At 44.8% G+C, this 23,752-nt stretch carries 22 protein-coding genes; 12 read left to right on the top strand and 10 right to left on the bottom strand.

Features of this window, described 5'->3' with window-relative positions; all coding sequences use genetic code 11:
* Positions 1-78 precede the first annotated feature (78 nt).
* The gene (locus tag ACN0QW_RS08665) at positions 79-801 is read left to right on the top strand and encodes a substrate-binding periplasmic protein (protein WP_417430593.1); all 723 of its coding nucleotides are present in this window, start codon (positions 79-81) and stop codon (positions 799-801) included.
* Between the two features lie 25 nt (positions 802-826).
* Here ACN0QW_RS08665 and ACN0QW_RS08660 read toward each other — a convergent pair whose 3' ends face one another.
* From ACN0QW_RS08660 to ACN0QW_RS08650, 3 genes are all read right to left on the bottom strand, one after another.
* Positions 827-1,768 carry a DMT family transporter gene (locus ACN0QW_RS08660; RefSeq protein WP_417430591.1) on the bottom strand — a complete coding sequence of 314 codons (942 nt, stop codon included), beginning with the start codon at positions 1,766-1,768 and terminating at the stop codon, positions 827-829.
* Between the two features lie 81 nt (positions 1,769-1,849).
* Positions 1,850-3,106: a class I SAM-dependent methyltransferase gene (locus tag ACN0QW_RS08655; protein WP_417430941.1), complete on the bottom strand. Its 1,257-nt coding sequence runs from the start codon at positions 3,104-3,106 to the stop codon at positions 1,850-1,852.
* A 112-nt stretch (positions 3,107-3,218) separates the two neighbouring features.
* Entirely contained in the window at positions 3,219-4,271 is a 1,053-nt protein-coding gene (locus tag ACN0QW_RS08650) for an asparaginase (protein WP_417430589.1), read from the bottom strand.
* A 160-nt stretch (positions 4,272-4,431) separates the two neighbouring features.
* Here ACN0QW_RS08650 and ACN0QW_RS08645 point away from each other — a divergent pair, with 160 nt between their 5' ends.
* The 3 genes from ACN0QW_RS08645 (at position 4,432) to rlmN (ending at position 7,121) form a co-directional block, all read left to right on the top strand.
* A complete protein-coding gene (locus ACN0QW_RS08645; RefSeq protein ID WP_417430587.1) occupies positions 4,432-4,965 on the top strand; it encodes an RNA methyltransferase in 534 nt (177 codons plus the stop codon).
* Between the two features lie 141 nt (positions 4,966-5,106).
* Entirely contained in the window at positions 5,107-5,652 is a 546-nt protein-coding gene (locus tag ACN0QW_RS08640) for an invasion associated locus B family protein (protein WP_299375842.1), read from the top strand.
* A 230-nt stretch (positions 5,653-5,882) separates the two neighbouring features.
* Positions 5,883-7,121 (top strand): 23S rRNA (adenine(2503)-C(2))-methyltransferase RlmN, encoded by a 1,239-nt coding sequence (gene rlmN / locus ACN0QW_RS08635; RefSeq protein ID WP_417430584.1) that lies wholly within the window; start codon positions 5,883-5,885, stop codon positions 7,119-7,121.
* 67 nt (positions 7,122-7,188) lie between these two features.
* Here the strand turns inward: rlmN and ACN0QW_RS08630 are convergent, their stop codons facing one another.
* Together ACN0QW_RS08630 and ACN0QW_RS08625 are read right to left on the bottom strand one after the other, a co-directional pair.
* Complete coding sequence (locus ACN0QW_RS08630) at positions 7,189-7,992, bottom strand: class I SAM-dependent methyltransferase (protein ID WP_417430582.1); 804 nt, start codon at positions 7,990-7,992, stop codon at positions 7,189-7,191.
* 88 nt (positions 7,993-8,080) lie between these two features.
* Positions 8,081-8,977, bottom strand: a complete 897-nt coding sequence (locus tag ACN0QW_RS08625; protein ID WP_417430580.1) for a LysR family transcriptional regulator ArgP — start codon at positions 8,975-8,977, stop codon at positions 8,081-8,083.
* Between the two features lie 211 nt (positions 8,978-9,188).
* On the opposite strand from ACN0QW_RS08625, the gene ACN0QW_RS08620 reads away from it, so the two are divergent.
* Positions 9,189-9,836 carry a glutathione S-transferase family protein gene (locus tag ACN0QW_RS08620; RefSeq protein WP_417430578.1) on the top strand — a complete coding sequence of 216 codons (648 nt, stop codon included), beginning with the start codon at positions 9,189-9,191 and terminating at the stop codon, positions 9,834-9,836.
* Between the two features lie 118 nt (positions 9,837-9,954).
* Positions 9,955-10,578 (top strand): LysE/ArgO family amino acid transporter, encoded by a 624-nt coding sequence (locus tag ACN0QW_RS08615; protein WP_417430576.1) that lies wholly within the window; start codon positions 9,955-9,957, stop codon positions 10,576-10,578.
* Positions 10,579-10,632: 54 nt separating this feature from the next.
* Here ACN0QW_RS08615 and ACN0QW_RS08610 read toward each other — a convergent pair whose 3' ends face one another.
* Positions 10,633-12,888, bottom strand: a complete 2,256-nt coding sequence (locus ACN0QW_RS08610) for a methyl-accepting chemotaxis protein (RefSeq protein WP_417430574.1) — start codon at positions 12,886-12,888, stop codon at positions 10,633-10,635.
* A 280-nt stretch (positions 12,889-13,168) separates the two neighbouring features.
* Between ACN0QW_RS08610 and ACN0QW_RS08605 the strand changes: the two genes are divergently transcribed.
* Complete coding sequence (locus ACN0QW_RS08605) at positions 13,169-14,545, top strand: MFS transporter (protein WP_417430572.1); 1,377 nt, start codon at positions 13,169-13,171, stop codon at positions 14,543-14,545.
* A gap of 125 nt (positions 14,546-14,670) precedes the next feature.
* Here the strand turns inward: ACN0QW_RS08605 and ACN0QW_RS08600 are convergent, their stop codons facing one another.
* Positions 14,671-15,573, bottom strand: coding sequence for a LysR family transcriptional regulator (locus ACN0QW_RS08600; RefSeq protein WP_299378144.1), 903 nt, complete (start codon positions 15,571-15,573; stop codon positions 14,671-14,673).
* 151 nt (positions 15,574-15,724) lie between these two features.
* Between ACN0QW_RS08600 and ACN0QW_RS08595 the strand changes: the two genes are divergently transcribed.
* The 5 genes from ACN0QW_RS08595 (at position 15,725) to ACN0QW_RS08575 (ending at position 21,234) form a co-directional block, all read left to right on the top strand.
* Entirely contained in the window at positions 15,725-16,339 is a 615-nt protein-coding gene (locus tag ACN0QW_RS08595; protein ID WP_417430570.1) for a glutathione S-transferase family protein, read from the top strand.
* 103 nt (positions 16,340-16,442) lie between these two features.
* Positions 16,443-18,596 carry a pyridoxamine 5'-phosphate oxidase family protein gene (locus ACN0QW_RS08590; RefSeq protein WP_417430568.1) on the top strand — a complete coding sequence of 718 codons (2,154 nt, stop codon included), beginning with the start codon at positions 16,443-16,445 and terminating at the stop codon, positions 18,594-18,596.
* A 168-nt stretch (positions 18,597-18,764) separates the two neighbouring features.
* On the top strand, positions 18,765-19,967 hold the full coding sequence (locus ACN0QW_RS08585) for an argininosuccinate synthase (RefSeq protein ID WP_417430566.1): 1,203 nt from the start codon (positions 18,765-18,767) through the stop codon (positions 19,965-19,967).
* 67 nt (positions 19,968-20,034) lie between these two features.
* The gene (gene tam, locus ACN0QW_RS08580) at positions 20,035-20,814 is read left to right on the top strand and encodes a trans-aconitate 2-methyltransferase (protein ID WP_417430564.1); all 780 of its coding nucleotides are present in this window, start codon (positions 20,035-20,037) and stop codon (positions 20,812-20,814) included.
* 135 nt (positions 20,815-20,949) lie between these two features.
* Positions 20,950-21,234: a DUF3253 domain-containing protein gene (locus tag ACN0QW_RS08575; protein ID WP_085901731.1), complete on the top strand. Its 285-nt coding sequence runs from the start codon at positions 20,950-20,952 to the stop codon at positions 21,232-21,234.
* Positions 21,235-21,357: 123 nt separating this feature from the next.
* Here ACN0QW_RS08575 and folD read toward each other — a convergent pair whose 3' ends face one another.
* From folD to ACN0QW_RS08560, 3 genes are all read right to left on the bottom strand, one after another.
* Complete coding sequence (gene folD / locus ACN0QW_RS08570; RefSeq protein ID WP_417430939.1) at positions 21,358-22,257, bottom strand: bifunctional methylenetetrahydrofolate dehydrogenase/methenyltetrahydrofolate cyclohydrolase FolD; 900 nt, start codon at positions 22,255-22,257, stop codon at positions 21,358-21,360.
* 236 nt (positions 22,258-22,493) lie between these two features.
* Positions 22,494-23,129, bottom strand: coding sequence for a bifunctional nicotinamidase/pyrazinamidase (pncA, locus tag ACN0QW_RS08565; RefSeq protein WP_417430562.1), 636 nt, complete (start codon positions 23,127-23,129; stop codon positions 22,494-22,496).
* Positions 23,130-23,171: 42 nt separating this feature from the next.
* Positions 23,172-23,471 (bottom strand): YggT family protein, encoded by a 300-nt coding sequence (locus ACN0QW_RS08560; protein WP_417430560.1) that lies wholly within the window; start codon positions 23,469-23,471, stop codon positions 23,172-23,174.
* Between the last annotated feature and the right edge of the window lie 281 nt (positions 23,472-23,752).

Below are 23,752 nucleotides of genomic sequence, written 5' to 3'. Positions count from 1 at the left end.
TTGTATAATCTTAGTAGTTTTCTAATCCTTTGTTGCATACAATAGTATTGCGCGCTGAGATCGCTCAGGAATACGAATATGATTAGAACATTATTTTTTGGTTGGATTTTTTGTTTTCTAACTCTTGGAAACGTGAGTGCGCTCGAATTTTATACAGAAGATTTTCCTCCCTATAACTATCTGGAAAATGATGAGTTAAGAGGAATAGGCCCAAATATCATCCGAGCGTTGTCTTCGGAGGTTGGGGAGGAGCCCAAGATACGGGTTTTACCTTGGGCTCGTGCTTATAAATATGCACAAGAAATGCCGGATGTCGGTATTTTTTCTATTGTGAGAACGCCAAAGAGAGAAGACGTTTTTCAATGGGTTGGGCCACTTTATACCGTTCGTGTTGGCCTCTATACAATACAAGGGAATAAACACTTTTATCAGGGAAGTAATAAAGAAAACTTAGAGCAGGCTCGAAAGGTTGGTAATATCGCTGTTCAGTTAGGTGGCGCAGGTGAAGAATTGCTGACAACGTTAAAGTTTCAGAACCTAAATAAAATTATAAACGTCAATAAAGCTTTATTTTTATTGCTAAAAGGACGGTATGATTTGTTGGAAACATCGGACACTTACATGGCTTATATGGCTAAAGAGGAAGATGTTTCCGAGGATACTGTCAGCGAGGCAGCTTTCATCGGGCAATATGATATGTATCTAGCTTTCTCTAAAAGTACCCCGATTGCGACGGTTCAAAAGTGGCAGGCTGCGCTGGATCGTCTTCGTAAGCGACAATCAGTGGAAAACCCAAGTTAAGACAATCTAGGTATATTTAAATAAGCTATAGCGTGCCTTGGGGGGAATTACTCGCAGGTTTGACTGTATTACGACTTGATAGCGCTGCATCAGCTTTTTTGCGAATACTTGCTTCTCGCTGTGCAATATAGATTGCCGAGATTGCGATTACGCCACCACCAATCCAGGTCCATATATCTGGAATTTCTCCAAAGGCAAGAAAGGCCATAAGTGCCATAAAGGGGAGGCGGGCATAATCAAAGGGCATTACGGCAGACGCATCTGCAATTGAAAGTGCTTTTGTGATTAACAAGTTACTAAGGGCGCCAATGACACCAAGTCCAACAACAGCATACCAAACATTGGTACTTGGCCACTCCCAGACAAAAATTGCTGGCAAGAGAGATAAGAGGGTCATAAAAATCGTCGTATAAAAGACAGTAACGCTTGAAGAGTCTGTTTTGGTGAGCGTTTTGACGATCATCACCGACCCTGCCATTAATAAGGCTGCTAAAACGGGTAGAACTAATAAGGGGCTGAAGTCTCCATACCCAGGGCGTACAATAATAAGCACACCCACAAACCCCATAATTGTTGCGCCCCAACGGCGAAGTTTAACATCTTCTTTCAGGATTAGCGCGGCCCCAATTGTAGCAAAAAGGGGAACGGTGAAGTTCAAGGCCACGGCCTGTGCCATCGGTAGCCAGCTTACAGAGGCAAACCACACAATCATTGCAGATATGCCCACAGCAGAACGTAAAAAATGTAATTTGAGATGGTTTGTTTTGAGTTCTTTAAAACCAATTTTATACATCCAAGGAAGCATAAAAAGGAAGGCAAAGAAATTACGGAAAAAAGTAACTTCAAACAGTGGCAACTCTTTTGCGGCTATGCGAACGAGTAAATTCATAACCGAAAAGCCGAAAGTCGCAAGAACGACCAAAAGGGCTCCTTGTAAAGGAGCCGGAATGTTTTTGTAACGGGACATAAAAATAGACGCCTTGGAGGCTGGAGAGGATCTAAAGCCTACTGCACCCAAAAGGGATTGTCATGTTTTAAGTGAATAAATTCAATTCTCTTCATACCTGAGAAGTAGATGGTTCAGGTCATTGAAGGCCATATAAAATTCTTTAAACTGTCGCAAAAATTTGTCCCATTCCAATTGGGTATCCAGTTCTTTTAGCTCGCTATAAATCTCGGACAGGTTTTTCTTACCGTCGCATCTTTTTGCAATCGCAGAAGACAGTCGCGGTAATGCAAGGTTGAGTGGAACGCCATCAAGATTGCTTTTTAGCGTGGTTGTTTTTTTCAGGCTTTCAGCAATGGCATTGGGCTGCATCTCGCGAAAAACTGGGATTGCGCTTTCTGCTTGCGATAGATCAGCAATCGTATTTTTTTGACGAGATAGATAGAAGACATGCAGTTTCATGTTGCTGGCAAGTTTTTCAGCTACAGCAGCCTGCTCTAAAGGGGGCAATGCATGTGCATGCTGAAGAAGTTTTGCGTCTTTTACATAGGTCTCGATTTTGTAGCGAATTGGTTCGACAAACGTCGTCAGTTCTAATCCAGATGAGGCGACGAGATCGGTAATCTGTGGGACTGTGTAGGCTCTGTCACAGCTATGTAATAGGAGGTCGACAAGCTCTGCATCACTTGCTTTGTGATCAATGACAAAGGGGTTGCGGTTAAAGCTGTTCGTTGGGGGGAGTTTTTCCAAAAGACGACGGGTCAGTTTTACTTTTTCAGACAAACTGGCGCAATCCCGGCTGAGGCTGCGGAGTAGATCCTGCATAGGGTAAACGCCTTCACGCCCATATTCCCCATAAACCATTATACCCATACCGCCATCTTCCTTGAGAACAGAGGTCAGAGCTTGCAATCCCTGTTCAGGAGAGGTGAGATGGTGAAGGACACCACAGCAATCTATGTAGTCAAAAGGCTCTAAAGCAAGGTTTGGTAAATCGAGCAACGATCCGCTCAGGAAGGTTATATTATTAAGACCCCGTTCCTTTGCTCTTGCTTCTACGATGTCCCGTGATGCTGACGAAAGATCAAGATAGGTAACTTGTCCTGGTTGACCCTGTCCATCGTTGGACGCATCTGCAAGCTGTTGGGCAAGCATAATAGTAGCGTCACCCGTGCCGCCACCTGCAACTAAAGCTTTGAAGGGTTTGGAGAAGTCTTTCTTACCAGCAAAAAGATAGTGATTAAGTTCTGCGAGATTACTCGGGGAACCTGTGATTAAGCGTTTGTGTTCATCCGCTGGATTTCTGGACGGATAGGGATAGGTTTCATATTGATCTTGTACTTCTGGCTGAACGGTCATCTTGGTCAAGCCGATCCCTCTGGCAGATTAATAATTGGCAGCTGTATCTGTATTTCATTAGAAGAAGCCCCTTCTCTTATAGGCAATAGCTTAAGAGAAGAGGCCTTGTTTTTTAGAAGCGAACGTTTTGCGCGGCTCTAATTTGACCAACCTGTATTCCAGCACGGTTAAACAAAGGAGGCTCCAGCACGTCTTTCATTTCTTGGGCTAGGGGGCCATCAATAATCTTTAGATGCTTTAAAATCATACCGATAACTGTCTCGGCAGAGCGTGTAACCCCATCATCTGCTTTAAGAGCGATACCTAATCCGAGTTCCGGAATTATACCTGTGTAAACACCTTCGGCCCCGGTTTTGATCAAGGCGCGACCTTTGGTTGCCTCAACAATTTTTGTACAGAACCTATCCGACCCCGCAATCATGAAGGGTTCTGCTGCAATGGCTTTGTTAATTCGTTGGCAAGCTTCCTGACGTGCTTCTGGTTGATCGGAAGGGTCGGCAAAGCGCGCCATGGCCAGAGCGATGTTGGCAAGGGGCGCCCCAATAACAGGGATACCGCAACCATCGATGCCGCGGGGGGCATCACCTAGATCCATGCCGCACATGGTCTCCATTGCGCCAAGGATGCGTTGTTGCAAAGGATGGTCGTATTTTACATAGCCTTTGAGGTCGAAGCCCAATTGTTTGCAGACTGTTAGGAAGCCAACATGTTTGCCGGAACAGTTATTGTGCAACGTTGTTTCTGAACCACCATTTTTCAAAAGATTAACCATTGAAGGGACATGGTAGGGAAGGTGAGATCCGCATTCCAGATCGTCTTCGGTACAGCCAATTTTGTCCAACCACTTTTTAACGGTTTCAACGTGTTTTGGCTGGCCGTCATGACTGGCACAGGCAATAGATATTTCTGCATCGGTTAGATTGAACGCGTCTGCGGCACCACTTTCAATAAGGGGGAGAGCCTGCATGCATTTTATCGCTGAACGCCCATAGGTAATTTTTTCATAATCGCCACCAGATAAAACAACTTTTCCGTCGGTATTAACAACTGCATAAGATGCACGATGAATACTTTCGACCATATTTCCCCGGGTCACTTCGACCATAATCGGGTTATTTTGACCCTCATTTGAGGATGAGCTGTTGTTTTTTGTTAAATCGGACACTAGAAAACTCTTATGTTAAGAACACGAGGCTCAATTCAGAACTACTCTGAACCGAGGGGCTCAACCACCCACATTATTTTGCGCAGGCATTATAGGCGCAAAATAATGAAGATTAACAGGCTTAAGAAGGACCTGAATTAAGACTATGGCAGAGAGAACCATGAGAGGATTTTTTGGCATGGGGGTCGAGGGCGGCAGTAAACCCATGAATCTGGGGAATTTGCTTCGGTCGGCGCATAGCTTTGGGGCAAGTTTCTTTTTTACAGTTGCACCGCATTATGATGCAAAACAGGTCAAACAATCTGATACATCAGATGCGGCAAAGACTTTGCCGCTTTATAACTTTGACAGTGTCGAGGAAATGGTTCTGCCAAAGGGTGTTCAATTGGTTGGGGTTGAGCTTACTGATGAATCAATTGAGCTTCCAAGTTTTCGTCACCCAACACAGGCAGCTTACGTTTTAGGTCCCGAAAAAGGATCCTTGTCACCTGAAATGCAAGAACGCTGTGACTTTATTGTGAAAATTCCAATGAAGTTTTGTGTGAATGTTGGCGTAGCAGGTGCAATCGTGCTTTATGACAGATTGATTTCTATAGGCAGGTTCCCGGGACGGCCTGTTAATTCAAGGGCTGCGGCAGTTCCTCTACCCAAACATGTTCAGGGTCGTCAGATCATTCGAACAAAAAAAGATTAACAGGCTGGACGAAATTGAAAGACCTGCCTTAGAATTACCTATTTTGTGGCTTAGTGCTTGAGATCAAGAATTTACCGCGCAGTATATTATACAGCGGAGAGTATTAGAGTAACTGGGTATTTAGAATAAACTGGGAAAATAATGAGTAAGCTATTATCAATGAAATCCGCCATTCCTATGGCTCTTATGGTATCCGTTTCCTTTGGTCTGTCTGCTTTTACTGCGACACCAAGTTCTGCCCAGGGAATTAAAGCTATCGGACAGCACAAGGATTGGACTTCTTACAGCTATACAGAAAATGGTCATAAAGTTTGTTTTATGAACTCGGTTCCGAAGAAAGCTGAAGGGAATTACAAAAAACGTGGTGATATTTATCTGGTTGTATCCCACAGAGCAGCTGAAAAGCGCTGGGATGAAATTTCTATCCAGGCTGGTTATAGCTATCGCCCGGATTCTCAAGTAACTCTCAGTGTGGGTAAAAGCAGTTATAAATTCTTTACCGCTGGGGACAGTGCTTGGGCTTATAATCAAGAAGATGATCAGAAGGTTATCAAGGCGATGATCAAAGGGTCCAGTCTTATTGTACGTGGTGTTTCTGGCCGTGGTACAAAAACCAAAGATACCTACTCTTTAAGTGGTTTTTCAGCGGCCTATCGCGCGATTAATCAGGCGTGCGGTAAAAAATAATATCCTTGATACTCTGCAAGTGACTGTTTTGATCGGGATAGAACAGTCACTTATAGATTGGTAAATTCATGGAAAGCTGTCGCCGTCATTGGGGGCAATGAGGCATTTTAACCCGCAGCAAGCGGCTGTTATGCAGTTACTGCAGAGCGAATCCGCTTGAACCCGGAAGTGACTCGCTTTATTTAAGCCTCAATCGCAGATAAAATATCTGCCATAAGGATTGATGAGCTATGACCACAGCACCGAAAATCACAGAAAATACGGTAGAGACGACCCAAGAAGCTGAAAATACTGACAAAGCGCAAGTTCAGAGTGCGCAGGCAAGTAATGCAGGTTCTCGAGGGCACGCGAAAGCCTTTGCCCCACCGTCGTCACATGCTGCGGATGGTCGGAAGATATTGGTGGGGTTGTCCCGCGAAGAACTAGAGGCCGAAGTTCTCAGCCTTGGCGAAGCAAAATTTCGTGCTAAACAACTGTGGCAATGGATCTATAATCGCGGCGCTGCGTCCTTTGAAGACATGACGTCTTTGGGCAAACCTTTTCGGGAAAAGCTGGAAGCTGGATATGTTGTAGGGCGCCCGGAAATTGTTGAAGACCTAATCTCGGTTGATGGGACGCGCAAATGGCTCCTTCGTTTTCCCGATGGAAATGAAGTCGAGACTGTCTTTATTCCTGAGGATGATCGCGGCACACTCTGTGTTTCATCACAGGTTGGCTGTACTTTGACCTGTAAGTTCTGTCATACAGGCACGCAGCCACTTGTTCGTAATCTATCCCCCAATGAAATTGTCTCTCAAATCATTCATGCCAGAGATGCGATGGAAGAGTGGCCAAGCTCTGCGCCCGGACGTCGGGTGACAAACATCGTGATGATGGGAATGGGGGAACCACTTTATAACTATGAAAATGTAAAAGCGGCTTTGAAGATCGTTATGGATGGTGAAGGGCTGACCATCTCAAGACGGCGCATTACACTTTCAACATCTGGCGTTGTACCCGAAATTCGACGCTGTGGTGTTGATTTAGGTGTAAATCTTGCAGTTTCTCTTCATGCGGTTGACGACGAGACCAGAAGCAAGATTATGCCAATCAATAACAAGTATCCCCTGAAAGAGCTGTTGGATGCTTGTCGTGAATATCCGGGTGTCAGTAATTCCCGTCGCATTACTTTTGAGTATGTGATGCTCAAGGATGTGAACGATTCTATGGAAGATGCAAAGAAACTGCTTCAAATTCTGAAGGGTATTCCAGCAAAAATTAATTTGATTCCTTTTAACCCTTGGCCAGGATCGTTTTTTGAGTGTTCTTCAAACAATCAGATCCGCCGCTTTTCGAATTATCTTTTTGAAAAGGGTGTGTCAGCGCCGATCCGTACAACACGAGGCGAAGACATTCTTGCCGCCTGTGGTCAGTTGAAATCTGAATCGGAAAGAAAGCGCAAAACTAAGAAACCCTGTGCCGCAGAATAATAGAACAAAAGAAAACCCGGGATTTACGGACCTTCTTTTGCGTTATTAGGATCATTGGGACAAGATGTTATCCTTGCTTTTGCATGATCATATTAAAGCCAAGGGGTGGCTTCGCTTGCTGATGCTCGAGATCCATACAAAAATTTGAAATATCCCGATCAATTTCCCGAATATATTTCAAATTCATATCCAGATTGATCCCTGCCATGAGGATGTCATCCATCTTATGTTGGAAGCTATAACTTGGGCTTGATTCGTATTCAACGTGTCCGAAATAATCCAGGCCGTCAGTATCTTTCCACGGATCTTTCTTGAAATATGAATAAAGAGGTTTTGATACGCTCTGATCATCGGTTTCATACATCAGCAATACAGGATGCATTTCTTCGACGACATAGTGCCCGCCGGGTTTAATCAGGCTGTGAATTACCTTAAAAAAGGCAGAGATATCAGGCATCCAGCTCATCACGCCAACAGTGGTTAAAACGACATCAAACTGTTCCTTATGCTGGTCTGGAATGTCGTAGACATCACTGACGAGCAATTCCATTTTGTCTTGATAGTGTGCTGCTGTGATCAGTTCGTTTCCCTGTTCGATAAAGGCTGAGGCTGCGTCGATACCTAGGCCATAGCTTGCGCCCATCTTCATAACAGACAGCAAATCTTTTGCGTTGTTGCAGCAAATTTGAGCGACCCGTTTTCCCTGAATATCTATCCGCTTTAAAGTTTGTGTGAGCTCGGGTTCCAAAGCATTGAAATCTGTATGTGTGACGTCTTGTAACAGCTTTTGCTGATTTCTCTTTTCGTGCCGCGGTGCAGCTTCATTCCAAGAAATGCGATTAGCTTCGGTATAATATTTACGATCTTGCATTGATTTTGTTCTTTATTTTTTGGGTGCTATTTAAAATATTTGTGGTGATAATGCAGTCACATCCTGACAAGTAGCAAGACTAAACAGTTTAACAATCAGGAAGCGGTGCGAGCACACGCTTTGCTTCTAAAACCAATGCTTTTGTCAGGCCCTTCATTATGTCGGTGTGTAAATTCCAGATGTGCCAATAAAGAGGGACCGGAATTTTATGATCGGGATCTATCGAAACCAGATCGCCGCTATCAATGTAAGGCTGCCCCTGTTGATTGGGAATAAGGCCATAGGCAAATCCTTTGACTAGTGCATCAACAAAGCCATCACAGGCTGGAATAAGGTGATGAGGGAAGTCCGTGATGCCGAATTTATTTTCCAAATAGCGGTGCTGTAAGGGATCTTTGCGATTAAAGACGGCGACGGGGGTGCTGGATGCATTGTCCTTGGTAAGGCCCCTTGGCGCATAGTGATTTACAAAATCAGGAGAGGCCAAAGGCTGATAAATCATCTGGCCCAGAGGGATGCAGCGGCATCCCTGAACAGCAAGGGGACTGCCACTAATACAGCCAAGTACTTCGCCAGTTCTTAAAAGGTGATGGGTTTGTTCCTGATCGTCAACTTTGAGCTCCAACAGTATTTTATTCTCTTCAGCAAAGCTTTTAACTGCTCCGAAGAACCATGTACCGATGGAGTCCGCATTCAAACCGATTGTGAGGCTGGTGAAATCTTCACTATTCTGGTTTTTGAGCTCTGTATCCAGTTCGTTTTCCAGCAGGCTGACTTGTTTATAGTGTTTGAGCAGGCGTTGACCAGAGACCGTTGCGGTAAGTGGGGTACCGCGAACAACGAGTGTTTGCCCTAGACTGTCTTCGAGCTGTCGTAAACGTTGAGAAACGGCAGATTGGGTTATAAATAATATTTTTGCAGCTTTCTCAAAACTACCTTCTTCGAGAATGGCATTGAGTGCAGCAAGTTGTCGATAATCAAACATAATTAGCTCTGCTAATACTTATCTTATTTCATTTCATTAGGTCGACTGTAGAGAGGTTTTTGTTGACTGAAAAGGTGTACTGAAAAATGACAAAGTTCAGATAAGTGCTGCCAAAAGCGGAATAGTTGGTAGTAGACGGAGGATTTATTGATCATAGTGTGATTCTCTTATCTTGTTTTCTTTGCTCCACGACTGATCCCTAGAGGTTGTTATGTCAGATTTAAAGCTGATTATTGCTAATAAAAACTATTCATCCTGGTCCTTACGCCCCTGGATTGCCTTAAAGGTGAAAGGAATTGAATTTGAAGAGGTTTTTTCTCAATTTGATGAATCGACGGGGCACAAACATTTTGCGGCTTTTTCACCGACAAAAAAGGTACCGGTTCTCATAGACGGTGAGCTGACAGTATGGGAATCGCTGGCGATACTTGAATACCTAGCAGAGAAATTTCCAGATGCAGGTTTGTGGCCTGCTGATCAAGCTGATCGAGCGAAAGCCCGGTGTATTTCAAATGAAATGCATGGGGGATTTATGTCTTTAAGAGCTGAGTGTCCCATGAACATGCGCCGTAAGGACGAAGCGATGAATGTTTCTGATGGTGTTCATAAAGATGTCCGACGTATCGTTGATATCTGGCGCGATTATTTGGAAAAGTCCGGGGGGCCTTTTCTGTTTGGGGAATTTTGTAACGCTGATGCAATGTTTGCCCCGGTTGTGAACCGTATTGCTAAGTATCAGTTGAGCGATGATCCCGTCGTTAAACGCTATTCTTCAGCGATGACGGATCTATCCGCCTGGCAGGAATGGGAGCAAGGAGGAAAGGCTGAACCTTGGATCGTGCAGGAAGATGAAGCTTAATTAGTAATTCTTATGTAACATAAAAATTATTAGCATTACTTGTTTCTTGTGATTGAATAAATTGAAGCCGTTGAGGATGGAACTCAGTGGCTTCAATTGGTTTTATAGGAATGGGATAATGTTCGGGATTGCTGTACCCTTTTTAAAAGGCATGGGAATTGGTGCCGGGTTGATTATCGCGATTGGGGCACAGAATGCGTATGTTCTTACCCAAGGGCTTCGCCGAAATAATCAATATCTTATTGCTGCGCTCTGCAGTCTGATTGATGCGCTACTGATCACTATTGGCGTGGCTGGTATGGGGGTGTTGATCACATCAAACCCCTTACTTCTTGATTTCGCTGTTTGGGGTGGTGCTCTTTTTCTCTTTGTATATGGCTTGAAAGCATTCAGGTCAGCTTTAAACCCAGATGTTCTGACTGCGGAGCAGGACCGGGGGCCTGATACACTTATCAAAGCTGTGTTAACAACTCTGGCAGTTAGTTTGCTTAATCCGCATATCTATCTGGATACTGTGATCTTGTTGGGATCTATTGGTGGCCAATACCCAGCAGAGACCAGAATATGGTTTGGGCTGGGGGCTGTTGTTTCTTCTTTTGTTTGGTTCTTTTCGCTCAGCTTAGGGGCGCAGTGGCTGGCCCCTTTATTCAAACGTCCGATAGCGTGGCGTATACTGGACAGTTTTATTGGCATTGTCATGTGGACTATTGCTATATCGCTGGTGATGCAAGCTGTGTCATAAGACACGAAAAAGCCCCGAGCATTAACATACCCGGGGCTTGATTTTGTCTTCGTATTACTGTCCGCGAACTGATTTCAGGAATTGGTCCACATTCTCAGTGAGTAGTGAACTTTCTTCATCAATTTTCTGGACACCGTTTATGACCTGCTCCATAGATTGGTTTGTTTTGCTTAAGGCTGTGGAAACTTCTTGCACACGTTCAGCAATGACCGAGCAATTGTTTGCGGACTGGTTGACCGTCTGACTTATCTCTCGGGTTGCGCCACCTTGTTCTTCAACGGCGGTAGAAATCCCACCTGCAATCTCATTAATTTCCTTAATCACAGTATCAATTTGTTCTGCCGCACCGCCGGCACTACTAATCTCGTTTTGAATGTTGCCAATGAGAGAACGAATATCTTCCGTGGCTGATGTTGTCTGGTTTGAGAGGTTCTTGACCTCGGCAGCAACAACGGCAAATCCTTTGCCTGCCTCGCCAGCGCGAGCGGCCTCAATGGTCGCGTTGAGAGCAAGAAGATTGGTTTGTTCTGCAATGCCACTAATCATACTGATGACATTTTCGATCTCTTGCGAGCCTTCATTGAGACGAGAAATATTACCGTTCATTGTGGCAGCACGTTCGACGGCACTGTTTGAGCAGTCTGTTGATTTATTTACGAGATTTGAAATCTCTGAAATTGAGGCCGAAAGTTCTTCTGTTGCGGCGGCAACAGTGGAAATGTCATTGGACATAGCTTCACTTGCACCACTGATTTCCTGGGCTTCTTTTTGTGACCCTGCGGCCAAATTCTGCATTTCTTTGGCTTGATCTCGCATTACGGTGACATTACTAGAGAGAATACTGATAGAAGAACCAACCGAAGCATCGAAATCATTGGCGAGCTTCTCTGCGTTGAGGCGCTTTTCTTCCTCTAAACGCACTTGGCTAAGCTCTTGCTCTTGTTTCAAAGCTTCTGCTTCTCTTGAAACGTTTCGAAGTTCTGCCAAAGCAAAACCCATTTTACTGATTTCATCATTTCCGTTTCGCATGATGCTGATCGTCAGATCGCCATTGGCAATTTGTTCCATAGATTGGACAAGACCCATCAATCGTCTCAGCAAAGAACGCGCAACATAAAGCCATCCGATCAAAACCGATACAAGAAGGGAAGCTGCTGCAATCACAATCATAATAATTTCAGTTCGTTTGGATGATGCTTTGTTTTCTTTTGCGGTGACAGCAATCCCAGCTTCCGTATTATTGACCAATTCGCTGATTTGTCCCGAGAGGTTCTCTGCGATTGTTCTTGTTTCTTCCATAATCGCGTTGCTTTTGTTTTGCGCTGTTAATTCAGCTTTGCGAAGCGCGAAGATGTTATTCTGAAGATCCCCTTTACTGCCGAGAGTTAAGAGGTTTTGGAAAAGTTCTGAGAGCTTCTCCACCTTTTGGGTTTGGGATAGCTTCGAAAGCGGTGTTGCCATTGATCCCAAAGATGTCAGGAATAACTGCTCAATTTTTGCAATATCTTCCAGTGTATTCGTCTGCCCGCCCTCTGCAAGAAGACCAATAAGAAGGTTGGTTGATCCTTTGAATTCCAACAGGCCTTGTTGTAGTTGGAAAAGTTGGAGTGGCTCACCCTCTCCGTCAATGACGGCAAGTCGGACTTTGATAAGGTGAGGCGAAATTTCCTTGGCAACGAGATCTCTGTAAGATGAAAGCTGTTTGCCCAGTTCTTCTCTGCGAACGGCATAGGTTTGTTTTTCATTCCCAAGTTCGCGCAGTTCATCAATTTTTGGTCCAATATCCCCCAGGCTCGTTTGGATATTATTAACTGTTTCCTGGCTCACATTTAGTTCGCCTAAGCTCGAAAGGTGACCTTGAGCAGACAAAATAGAGCTTTGTAACTCTAGAAACCTTTGATCTCTTAGTGCTGTGTCTGATGCAGATTCTAAAAGGGGTGCGGTTGCAGCCAGTCTTGATATTTCTTCAGATAACTTCAGTGCAGAGGTTATGGCCGGAACAGTCTCTTCTGTCAGTGCGACCTGTGTTTGGGAAATCTTGGTTAGATTATACCAGCTAATGAAGCTCACCAAAATTGTCATGGCAGCAACAATACCAAACGAAAGAATAAGACGCTTACCAATACCAAATTTTATTTGTGGGGCTTCTTCTTCTGTAGCTTGGGTTATTTCAGTACCTTCCTGCGGATTATGGTTATTTACATCGTCATTTGTTGCGATGGTATTGGTTTCACCTGTATTAGGCATGTCGCCAACCTTATCTTCCCTCACGCCCTCTTCATGGGAATTATTAGTATTTGGGACGTTCATACCTCTTGCTCCTTAACCGCACAATTACTGTTCTATTTAATTTTGACCCGAAGCTTAAAGGGCAAAAGGTAAATAATTTGTCACGATGGTGAAATTTTTTATTTTTCTTCGATAGGTATAAAAAGATAAATTAATACAGTTATTTATAATCATAGAATCCCTTAATGTATTTATTAATAAATTCACTTAGTTATGTTTTTTTTTGAGAAAGGATTCTTGATTTATCCCCTATGGGGGGATAGCGTTACGAAGTAACTAATCATTCTGTAAGACTTTTATTATGCTCAGCGTTCTGAAAAACAAGACTTACCGAACTTTGTTTACCGCTCAGATTTTGTCCCTTATGGGGAGTGGATTAACAACGGTAGCACTCGGCCTTCTCGCTTATGACTTGGCCGGCGAAAATGCAGGTGCTGTTCTGGGAACTGCGCTGGCTTTGAAAATGGTTGCTTATGTAGGAATTGCGCCTGTTGTTGGGGCATTTGCAGATAAGATTCCACGTAAAAGCTTTTTAGTCATGCTGGATTTATGTCGGGCAGGAATGGTTATATTTTTGCCGTTTGTCACTGAAGTCTGGCAGATTTATCTTTTGGTATTTTTGTTTCAGTCGTTCTCTGCTGCCTTTACTCCGACATTTCAGGCGACTATCCCGGATGTTTTGCCTAAAGAGAGTGATTTTACCAAAGCGCTCTCCTTATCTCGTTTGTCGTATGATCTCGAAGCCTTATTGAGCCCGCTTTTTGCAGGGCTGTTATTATCGATTATGAGTTTTCATTGGCTGTTTTTAGGAACGATCATTGGTTTCTTGGCGTCTGCCTTACTTGTGGTTTCGGTTGTTCTCCCCAAAGTTGAACCAACAGAAGAAGAGCGAAATTTCTTTCGCAAAGTATCTAGAGGTACAAGGATTTATCTGGCGACACCTCGGTTGCGAGGGTTGCTTGCATTGAGTTTTGTTGTTTCAGCAGCGGGTGTCATGGTCATCGTGAATACTATTGTTTACGTGCGTGAAGTCCTTGGTGGTGCCGAAAGTGACGTCGCTGTTTTTCTTGGGGCAGCAGGTCTAGGTTCGATGTGTGTTGCTTTGAGCTTACGGAAAATACTCGATGAGTTTGAACCTAGATCCATTATGCTTTTGGGAGCTGTGGTTCTGCTGATCACGCTTGTTGCAGGCTCTTTGGAACTGTCCTATAACTTTGCTTTGGTCGTTTGGTGCCTGATTGGGGCAGGGACTTCCTTGATCCAAACACCGGGCGGTTTATTGTTGAAGCGCTCCGCCCATAAACAGGATCTTCCCGCATTATTTGCCAGCCACTTTGCGTTATCCCATGCCTGCTGGCTTATTGCCTATCCGGCCGCTGGTTGGTTGGGCTTGTATCTTGGGCTATCAGAAACATTCCTTGTCAGCGCTGCTGGTGTGTTTGGTGGACTGGTCGTCGCAATGATTGTGTGGCCTTCAAAAGATAGTGCGGTATTGACTCATGTACATCCGGAAGTATCGCACCTACATTTGCACACCCATGATGAACACCACGATCACGATCACGAAGGTTGGGAAGGCCCTGAACCACATCGCCACCCGCATTACCACCCCAAACAGGTACACAAACATACCTTTGTGATCGATAGCCATCATGAGCTTTGGCCAAATAGAAATTAGATTTATTGATTCTAACTCAGGTCACGGTACGCCGACGTGTTGAGGCTACCCAATTAATAAGAGAGTACCGCAAAGGCCAAGATTTAGTTTAACTGGTAATTAGGTAGTTGGACTTCTTTTATCGACTAGTGTTCAACCTTGTCTGATTTTTTGAAATGAAGAGCAACATGGTCAACAAAGGCCTTCACCCGCGGGGCAAGGTGCCGCCGATGTGGGTAAATCACATAAGCACTTCTGTCATAGGCTTCAAACTCTTCAAGAACCCGGACGAGACGGCCTTCTTCAAGGTCTTTTCTAACAGTAGAAATCAAGCACATACCAATACCGTGGCTTTCTAACGTCATTTTTCTGATGGGCTGTGCGGCGTTTACACGTGCTCGGGGTTTTATAGTTAGCGCCGTCTTTTTCCCGTTAACGATAAAGTCCAATTGGTTGGTGGGGCTGATGGTTGATCCTAGAATACAATCGTGATCGATTAACTGGTTAGGATGTGTTGGAATCCCCCTTTTTTTTAGATAACGAGGGGTAGCACAAAGTAGGTATTTGTATTTGGCGAGGTGTCTGGCAATTAAACTGCTATCGTTGAGGGCGCCCAATCTTACCGCGACATCAATCCCTTCTTGAATGATATCTACGGTTCTCTCTTCCAATCTTAAATCCATAGTGACTTCGGGATGGAGTTTCATGAACTCATTAGCGCAATCGACAACGATTTCTTCGCCAAGCACTCTGGGGGCAGTGATACGAAGGTGACCTTTTATCGTATTTGTTTGCTCACCTACAAGGTCATGCAATTCATCGGTTTGTTCGATAATGAGCAGGCATCGATCATAATAGGCTTGTCCAAGCTCTGTGACGCTTACTTTACGTGTCGTGCGGTTGAGTAATCGTGCTTGTATTTTTTCTTCGAGATTTTTTACATGCTTGCTGGCAAGCATTGTTGAGATGCCCAGGCTTTTTGAGGCTGCGGTGAAACTGCCGTGTTCTACGACTGCGGTAAAAACACGCATACTCTCGAGTGTATCCATTATTATATCTGTTTTGTTTATAATTATGTCCAGTATGTACGGATAGTAAATGAACAGCTAGCGAATTATCTTAAGCTCAGAAGGACGGATAATTTTCTGTTTCTCAAACGAACGACTCCAATTTTGATTTAAGCCTCTAAGGATTAGAAGAATGATTAAATTATATCGCCATGCACTTTCTGGTCATGCGCATCGTGTTGAACTGTTCCTTTCTCTGCTGGGTCTTGAGCATGAGTTGGTCGACGTGGATTTGATGGCTGGTGCGCATAAAGAAGCAGAATTTTTAAAAATGCATCCCTTTGGGCAAGTACCTGTGCTTGATGATAATGGCGTTGTTCTGTGGGATTCCAATGGCATTCTTGTTTATCTTGCCCGCACGTATGGTGGTGAGGCGTGGAGATTGGGTTCTGCACAGAACGAAGCAGCAATTCAAGGATGGCTTTCTATCGCAGCGGGCCCGATTGCATCCGGTCCTGCCTCGGCGCGTTTGGTAACTGTATTTGGGGCAAATCTTGATCATGATGTTGCGAAAGCTCGTGCGACAGCGCTTTTTGAAACAATGAACAAGATCCTTGATGATCAGGGGTATCTGGTTGGAGAAAAGGTAACGATCGCAGATATTGCAGCCTATACCTATATTGCTCATGCACCAGAAGGTGGTGTTTCTCTCCAAAACTATCCGAACATTCAGATCTGGATCTCAAAAATTGAAGCTCTGTCGAATTTTGTTGGCATGCAAAAAACGCCTTTGAGTGATGTGGCTTAATTAAAGGTTTGCGCGAGAACTCTGAAAATAGTGAATGATTCAGAGTTCTCACCCCATTTTGCCCATTCTCCCAAGAAAATCAGAATGAATAAGGAGGTTAGTTATGAACACATCCTTTTTTGATCCAAAAACCACGCCTTTTCACAAAGGAGAGCTGGCAGTACAGCGGCGGGTCGGAGTTCTAGAGAATGTTCACAGCTATGCACCTAAATTTGTTCGCAATTTTTTACCAGACCAACACCGTGAATTTTATGGGCAACTGCCGCAAATTGTTGTCGGATCATTGGATCAAAAGGGGCGCCCGTGGGCATCAATGATTGTTGGTCAGTCAGGCTTTATCAGTTCACCTGATCGAGAAACGCTGGTTATTGATAACGCACCTTTATCGGGGGATCCCTTGTCAGAAAATGTGGAAATCGGATCTCCGTTAGGATTTTTAGGAATTGAATTCCATACGCGGCGTCGAAATCGCCTGGCAGGTAAGGTGCGCGGGCGAACGGCTAAAAACGGGTTTACTGTTGACGTTGATCAGAGCTTTGGCAATTGCCCACAATATATACAAGCGCGTACGCCCGCCTATGATGAAAACTCTGAACTAGAAGTTCTAAAAACTTTGGAAGAAAAGTCAGGAAAACATTCTGAGGTTTTGGGTAAAACGCCTAAAGGCATCATTGGCAAATCGGATACTTTCTTTATAGCAACTGCTTATTATCCGGATAATAGTGATCATCGTTTTGGTGTGGATGTATCCCACCGTGGCGGCAAACCGGGTTTTCTAAAGGTTGTTGATGACACGACATTATTGTTTCCTGATTTCCCGGGAAATAACCACTTTAATACTTTTGGGAACATAGAGGTTTATCCGAAAGCTGGTTTGCTGGTTCCTGATTTCGAAACTGGCGATCTTCTCTATATTACCGGGCAGGCTGAAGTCATCTGGGATGGTCCAGAAGTTCTGGCTTTTGCTGATGCTCAACGATTGGTGCAAATTAAGGTGGAAGAGGTACGCCTTGTTGAAAAGAGCCTACCGATGTCCTGGACTTTTGAGAGTTATTCTCCTTTTCTTGATTTGACGGGGTCTTGGGAAGAAGCAGAAGAGATACTCTCGACTTCAAAGGACCGGAATGCATGGCGGCGCTATGTGGTCGCTAAAGTAGAGAAAGAAAGCAAAAGCATTTCATCCTTTTACCTTGTCCCGGAAGATAAAAAGGCACTGGCTGACTATGAGCCCGGCCAACACTTACCAATACGGGTTAGTGTTCCGAACGGGACATTCTCGGAAGAAAAGCTGGAGATGAGAAGAACCTACACAATTTCGAATGCTTTTAACGGTCGGTATTATCGCCTGTCAATCAAACGCGAAGAAGCTGGATCGGTTTCCAGACATTTCCATGATCGTATGAAACCCGGCGACATTATTGAAGCACAAGGGCCGCGCGGTGATTTTTATCTGGATAGAGAAAGTACGCGTCCTGTGGTTCTTCTCTCTGGCGGTGTCGGTGTGACGCCAATGATGGCCATGGCCGAAGCATTATTGGAGCAAGAGAAAAAGTTCCCTCGTGGGTGTAAAGTCCATTTTATCCACGGGACGCGGAATGGGGATGAGCACGCCTTTGGAAAGTATACAAATGCCTTGGCGACATGGTTTGACTGCTTTGAAGTAAATAACATTTATTCTCAGCCAGAATCTTCTGATGTTTTGGGTAAAGGGTTACAAGTTCAAGGTCGTATTGATCTAAATTTTTTGAGGGAGCATCTGTCCCTTGATGATTACGATTTTTATCTCTGTGGCCCTCAAAAATTTATGCAATCGGTCTATGAAGCCTTGAGGACACTGGGCGTGCGCGAGGAACGTATTCGTTATGAAAATTTTGGACCCTCAATGGTGCTTAAATCCCTGACGGAGTTAAAAACAAGTTCGGAAGAAGGTCGCGGTAGTCTCGAAATGGCTGCCCAAAGCGATCTCCCTCAAGAACCTGTCATGGTTCGTTTTGCGTCGACAGGTCAAGCGGCAGAATGGCGCCCAGAAAAGGGAAGCTTACTACAGTTTGTCGAAGAAAATGGTTTCTTCCCGGATTTTTCCTGTCGATCAGGAAATTGTGGTGCTTGCGTAACGAAATTGAAGTCTGGTGCTGTTTCTTATCCGAAAGGGTATTCAGCGGGAATTGCAGATGATGAGGTTCTTCTTTGTTCAGCCGTGCCACAAATGCCAACGGGGCATTATAGTGATGAGGGGGAAGTCGTATTGGATCTCTAGGTGAATAGACTAATTTGATTAGGTAAAATAATTGTATTTTTCCCCATAAATCCTGCGGACAATACTTGCTCTGGATCAGGATTTACCTATACTCTCGGCAGATTTACCAACTAACGGCACTTATGCCTTCTTGCGGCATGGCCACTATTTGCAGAGGCGTGAACTCTTATGGGCGATATCAAAAAAGTCGTACTTGCCTATTCAGGCGGACTTGATACTTCGGTAATCCTGAAATGGCTTCAGGAAACGTACAACTGTGAAGTTGTGACTTTCACAGCGGATCTTGGTCAAGGTGAAGAGCTAGAGCCAGCCCGTAAGAAAGCAGAAGCTTGTGGTGTTAAAGATATCTATATCGAAGATGTGCGCGAAGAATTTGTCAGCGATTTTGTCTTCCCAATGTTCCGTGCCAACGCGGTTTACGAAGGTGTTTACCTTTTGGGAACGTCAATCGCACGCCCGTTGATTTCCAAGCGTTTGATTGAAATAGCCGAAGAAACAGGTGCAGATGCTGTTGCTCATGGTGCAACCGGTAAAGGAAACGATCAGGTTCGTTTCGAGCTTAGTTGCTACGCATTAAACCCGGATATCAAGGTTATCGCACCTTGGCGCGAATGGGATCTGACATCTCGTACAAAGTTGATCGATTTTGCTGAAAAGCACCAAATTCCAATCGCGAAAGACAAACGTGGCGAAGCGCCGTTTTCTGTTGATGCCAACCTTCTACATACTTCCTCTGAAGGTAAGGAGATGGAAGATCCATGGATTGCGCCTGGTGAACATGTTTATCAGCGCATTGTTTCGCCAATGGATGCGCCGGACGAAGCAACTGAGATCACCATTGAATTCAAAAAAGGTGATGCGGTTGGAATCAACGGTCAAAAAATGTCCCCTGCCGAGATCCTTACCAAGTTGAATGAACTGGGTGGGGCAAATGGTATCGGACGTCTTGATCTTGTTGAGGGTCGTTTTGTCGGTATGAAGTCTCGTGGTGTTTACGAAACACCGGGTGGAACAATCCTTCTTGCAGCTCACCGTGCGATCGAATCCATTACGTTGGACCGCGGCGCGATGCACTTAAAAGACGAGCTGATGCCGAAATATGCCGAGCTTATCTATAATGGTTTCTGGTTTAGCCCAGAGCGTGAAATGCTGCAGGCTATGATCGATAAATCGCAAGAACATGTAGAAGGTAATGTGCGTCTATCTCTCTATAAAGGTAATGCAATCGTTACCGGACGAGAGTCTGCGAAGTCACTTTATAGCCTTGAACATGTTACCTTTGAAGAAGATACAGTTTATGACCAACGTGATGCTGAAGGCTTTATCAAGCTTAATGCTTTGCGGTTGAAGCTACTGAATAAGCAAAGATAATTTCTTTGTAAATTTCGAATAAAAAAGCCCTGCAATCGCGGGGCTTTTTGTTTTTGGGAGAGATGTTTTGAAAAACGACTGGAATACTGATCAATATCTTCAGTTTGAGGATCTTAGGACTCGTCCTGCGTATGAGTTACTGAACAGGGTAAGTATTGATAAGCCTGAGACGGTTGTTGATCTTGGCTGTGGTCCCGGCAATTCGACAGAGCTTTTGCAGAGAAAGTTCCCATCAGCAGCTATTCTTGGGGTGGATTCTTCGCCGAAAATGCTGGAGGAGGCAAAAAAGAGATTACCTGACGCAGAGTTCGCCCTTGATGATATTGCAATGTGGCACCCGCAGGAAAAAGCAGACGTTATTTTTGCCAATGCTTCGCTTCAGTGGGTAACTGGGCATAGCGATTTGTTTCCTCGTTTGATGCAGTGCCTTAAGCCGGGTGGTATCCTTGCCGTTCAAATGCCGGATAACCTATCCGAGCCAACTCATGCTTTGATGAGAGAGGCTGCGTCAGAAGGGTCATGGGCAGAGGTGCTCTCAGAAGCGGTGAAATCGCGCGAAACTATTGGCAGTTGTGCGGATTATTATAATTGGGTGGCGGATCAATCTGATGTGATTGATATATGGCGAACCAGTTATGAGCATGTTTTGGTTGATGCGGAGGGCATTGTGGATTGGTTCAAATCAACAGGTCTCAGGCCTTTCCTGGACCCTCTAAATGATCAGGAACGGACTGCATATCTGGAACAGTATTTAGGCAAGATTAAACAGGTTTATAAGCCGTTGCAGGATGGCCGCGTTCTACTGACTTTTCCGCGATTATTTATCGTTGTCCAAAAGAAACTTTGATAAGCTATCTTAACCCCATGGCTTAATCCCATGCCTTCACCGCAGAGCTGCTAGGCGGAGGATCGTGTAGATTGTCATTGCCCCCGGGCGAGATTCACGTTAGTGAAGGCGCCATTCTTATGATGAGAGATTGATATGAGCGACGAGAAGAAAAAAACTGACGACCCGATTGCGATTTTTATCCTCGGGGAACTCTACGGGGCTGAGAATGCCGTTAGCCCGGATGCTCTTGCGCGCGCTTATTACAAGCCTCGTGCAAAGAAAGAAGATCGCCCGGATGCCTGGCGTAAATATTTACCTGCCGTTCGTCAACAGGCTTTGCACTTGGCACGCACAGGCCGGATCAATATTATTCGCAAAGGCGAAGTGGCTGACCCGAAGGCACCGATCAAGGGGCTGTTCAAGCTTGTGATTGCTTAAGGGCATGCATTAAAATGATGTGTTTGGCTTGGCTTTCTTTTAGCGCCAACGACGATAATAAAAAAAAGCCCGGGACTGAGAATTCAGACCCGGGCTTTTTTATGGCTGATTTGATAGCAAAACTTAGAGAAGGTTAGGCTCTTTTAGTCCGTTTTGGCGACTTGCAGCCGTCAGTGTGTTGGCAAGAAGACAAGCAATTGTCATCGGGCCAACGCCACCCGGAACCGGGGTAATTGCACCTGCGTGTTCCATCGCTTCAGCTGTTGCGACATCACCGACCAGTTTATTTTTACCATCAACTTCAATGCGGTTGATCCCAACGTCGATAACGGTTGCGCCCGGTTTAATCCAATCGCCTTTAACCATTTCAGGGCGTCCAACAGCGGCAACCACAATATCTGCCTGACGCACAACGTCTGGAAGGTCTTTGGTGCGGCTGTGCGCGATGGTCACGGTACAGCTTTCCTGTAGCAGAAGTTGGGCCATTGGCTTGCCGACAATGTTAGAACGACCAACAACAACGGCTGTTTTGCCAGAAAGGTCACCAAGATGATCTTTGAGCAACATGATAGAGCCAAGTGGGGTACAAGGGACCATTGGTGCGCTTGCGCCACGTGCGCCTGTTGCCAAACGACCAGAGTTGATAACGTGGAAGCCATCAACGTCTTTGTTTGGATCAATGGCATTAATGATGGCGTGGTCATCAATGTGATCGGGAACAGGTAATTGAACAAGGATACCGTGAACAGCAGGATCGTTATTGAGCTCTTCAACTTTCGCCAAAAGCTCTTCCTGAGTAGTTTCAACGGGCATCTTGTGTTCGTAAGAATTCATGCCCGCTTCAAGGGTCTGTTTGCCTTTACTGCGCACATAAACCTGACTGGCAGGGTCTTCACCAACGAGAACAACGGCAAGACCGGGTATTAGCCCATGATCGTTTTTCAGGCGGGTAACTTCTTCTGCAATGCGGCCACGAAGGGTAGCGGAAAACTTTTTACCGTCAATAATTGTCGCAGTGGACATCATAGGTCTCCTTGATTGATCCCAGTGCCAATTGACATCGGGGTCGATTGATCTCAATGTCAATTGGTCAGTATCATAAGCCCAACAAAATTCCGCCTGGGGCGATGTAAAGTATGGGGAATCTCGACTTCTGTTTTCGTGGTTTTATGGCTTTCGGTCTGGCGATGCAATGTCTTATCGCAAGGCAGGATGGGCTTTCTGTTTTGAATCGTGAATTGATTGATCGGATAATCCGGTTAAAGCTCGTCAGAGCTCAAAATTTCAACGCCTGATTCCCGCATGTGATCCATCGCTTTAGCCAATGACCCATCCAGATCAATTGCTCGACAGGCGTCGGCAATCACAAAGGTTTCAAACCCCTGCTTGATGGCATCTATTGCTGAGTAATACACACAAAAATCCGTTGCAAGGCCGCAAAGGAATACGCGCGTGATCTCGCGCTCTTTCAAATATCCGCTGAGGCCCGTAGAGATACTTTTGTCATTTTCGTAAAAGGCGGAATAGGAATCGATTTCTTTCCGAAAGCCCTTACGCAGGATTAGTTCCAAGGCATTTTTATTGAGATCTTTATGCAGGGTTGATCCGGCTTCTCCTTGAATACAATGATCCGGCCAAAGAACCTGTTGGCCATAGCTAAGCTCTATCATTTCGTAAGGGGCTTGCCCTTCGTGGGATGAAGCAAAAGATAAATGTCCCTCGGGGTGCCAGTCTTGTGTGGCAAGCGCGTGGGGAAAGCGGCTAATTAGCTTGTTTATAACAGGGACAATGGCTTCACCTTCTGGCACCGCCAAAGCCCCACCTGTGCAAAAATCGTTTTGTACATCAATGATCAAGAGGGCATCGCGACTGCTCAAATTGAGAGAATGGGACATAACGCGATACCTTCTTTGTTGAAAAGCCAGATTTAAGCTGTTTTACGCAAAACTGATGCGGAGGTTAATGAGCACATTTTGTAGGAATATGATGACCAGTAAAAGTACGATTGGGGACAGGTCCATGCCGCCGATATTGGGAATGATACTTCTGATCGGCCGAAGCGCAGGCTCTGTTAAACGCCAGAGAAACTCCCCAACCATACTGACAAACTGGTTGCTTGTATTGATCACGTTGAAAGCAACGAGCCAGCTTAGAATTGCCGAAAGGATAACAGCCCATTTGAATAGATCGAGCGCAATCACGAGTACAGTAATCAAAGGCCCTAGAATAATATCCATTGTAAACACATCTCAATTGGTTGGGAGGTTGCAGGCAATAATAAATTAAGAACAGCCTACATACCTGCTTCTTTATATTCAAGCAAAGCAATTACCTAAGGCAATTACCTAAGGCAATTACCTTAGAAGTTATCTGGGTGTTTTTGTCTACTTAAACGTGACATCTCTTCGAAGCTAAATAGGACGCGGAAAGCTAAATTACAAGCTGATACTTATCTCTCAATGTATGTTTAGAACCTTTGTTGATTGGGTAAGTGTGGAACGATGATAATGGTTTAATT

Source organism: Kiloniella sp., assembly GCF_048259265.1.
GTDB lineage: Bacteria > Pseudomonadota > Alphaproteobacteria > Kiloniellales > Kiloniellaceae > Kiloniella.
The sequence above is the reverse complement of the archived record's forward strand: the minus strand, read 5'-3'. Positions and strand labels throughout refer to the sequence as shown.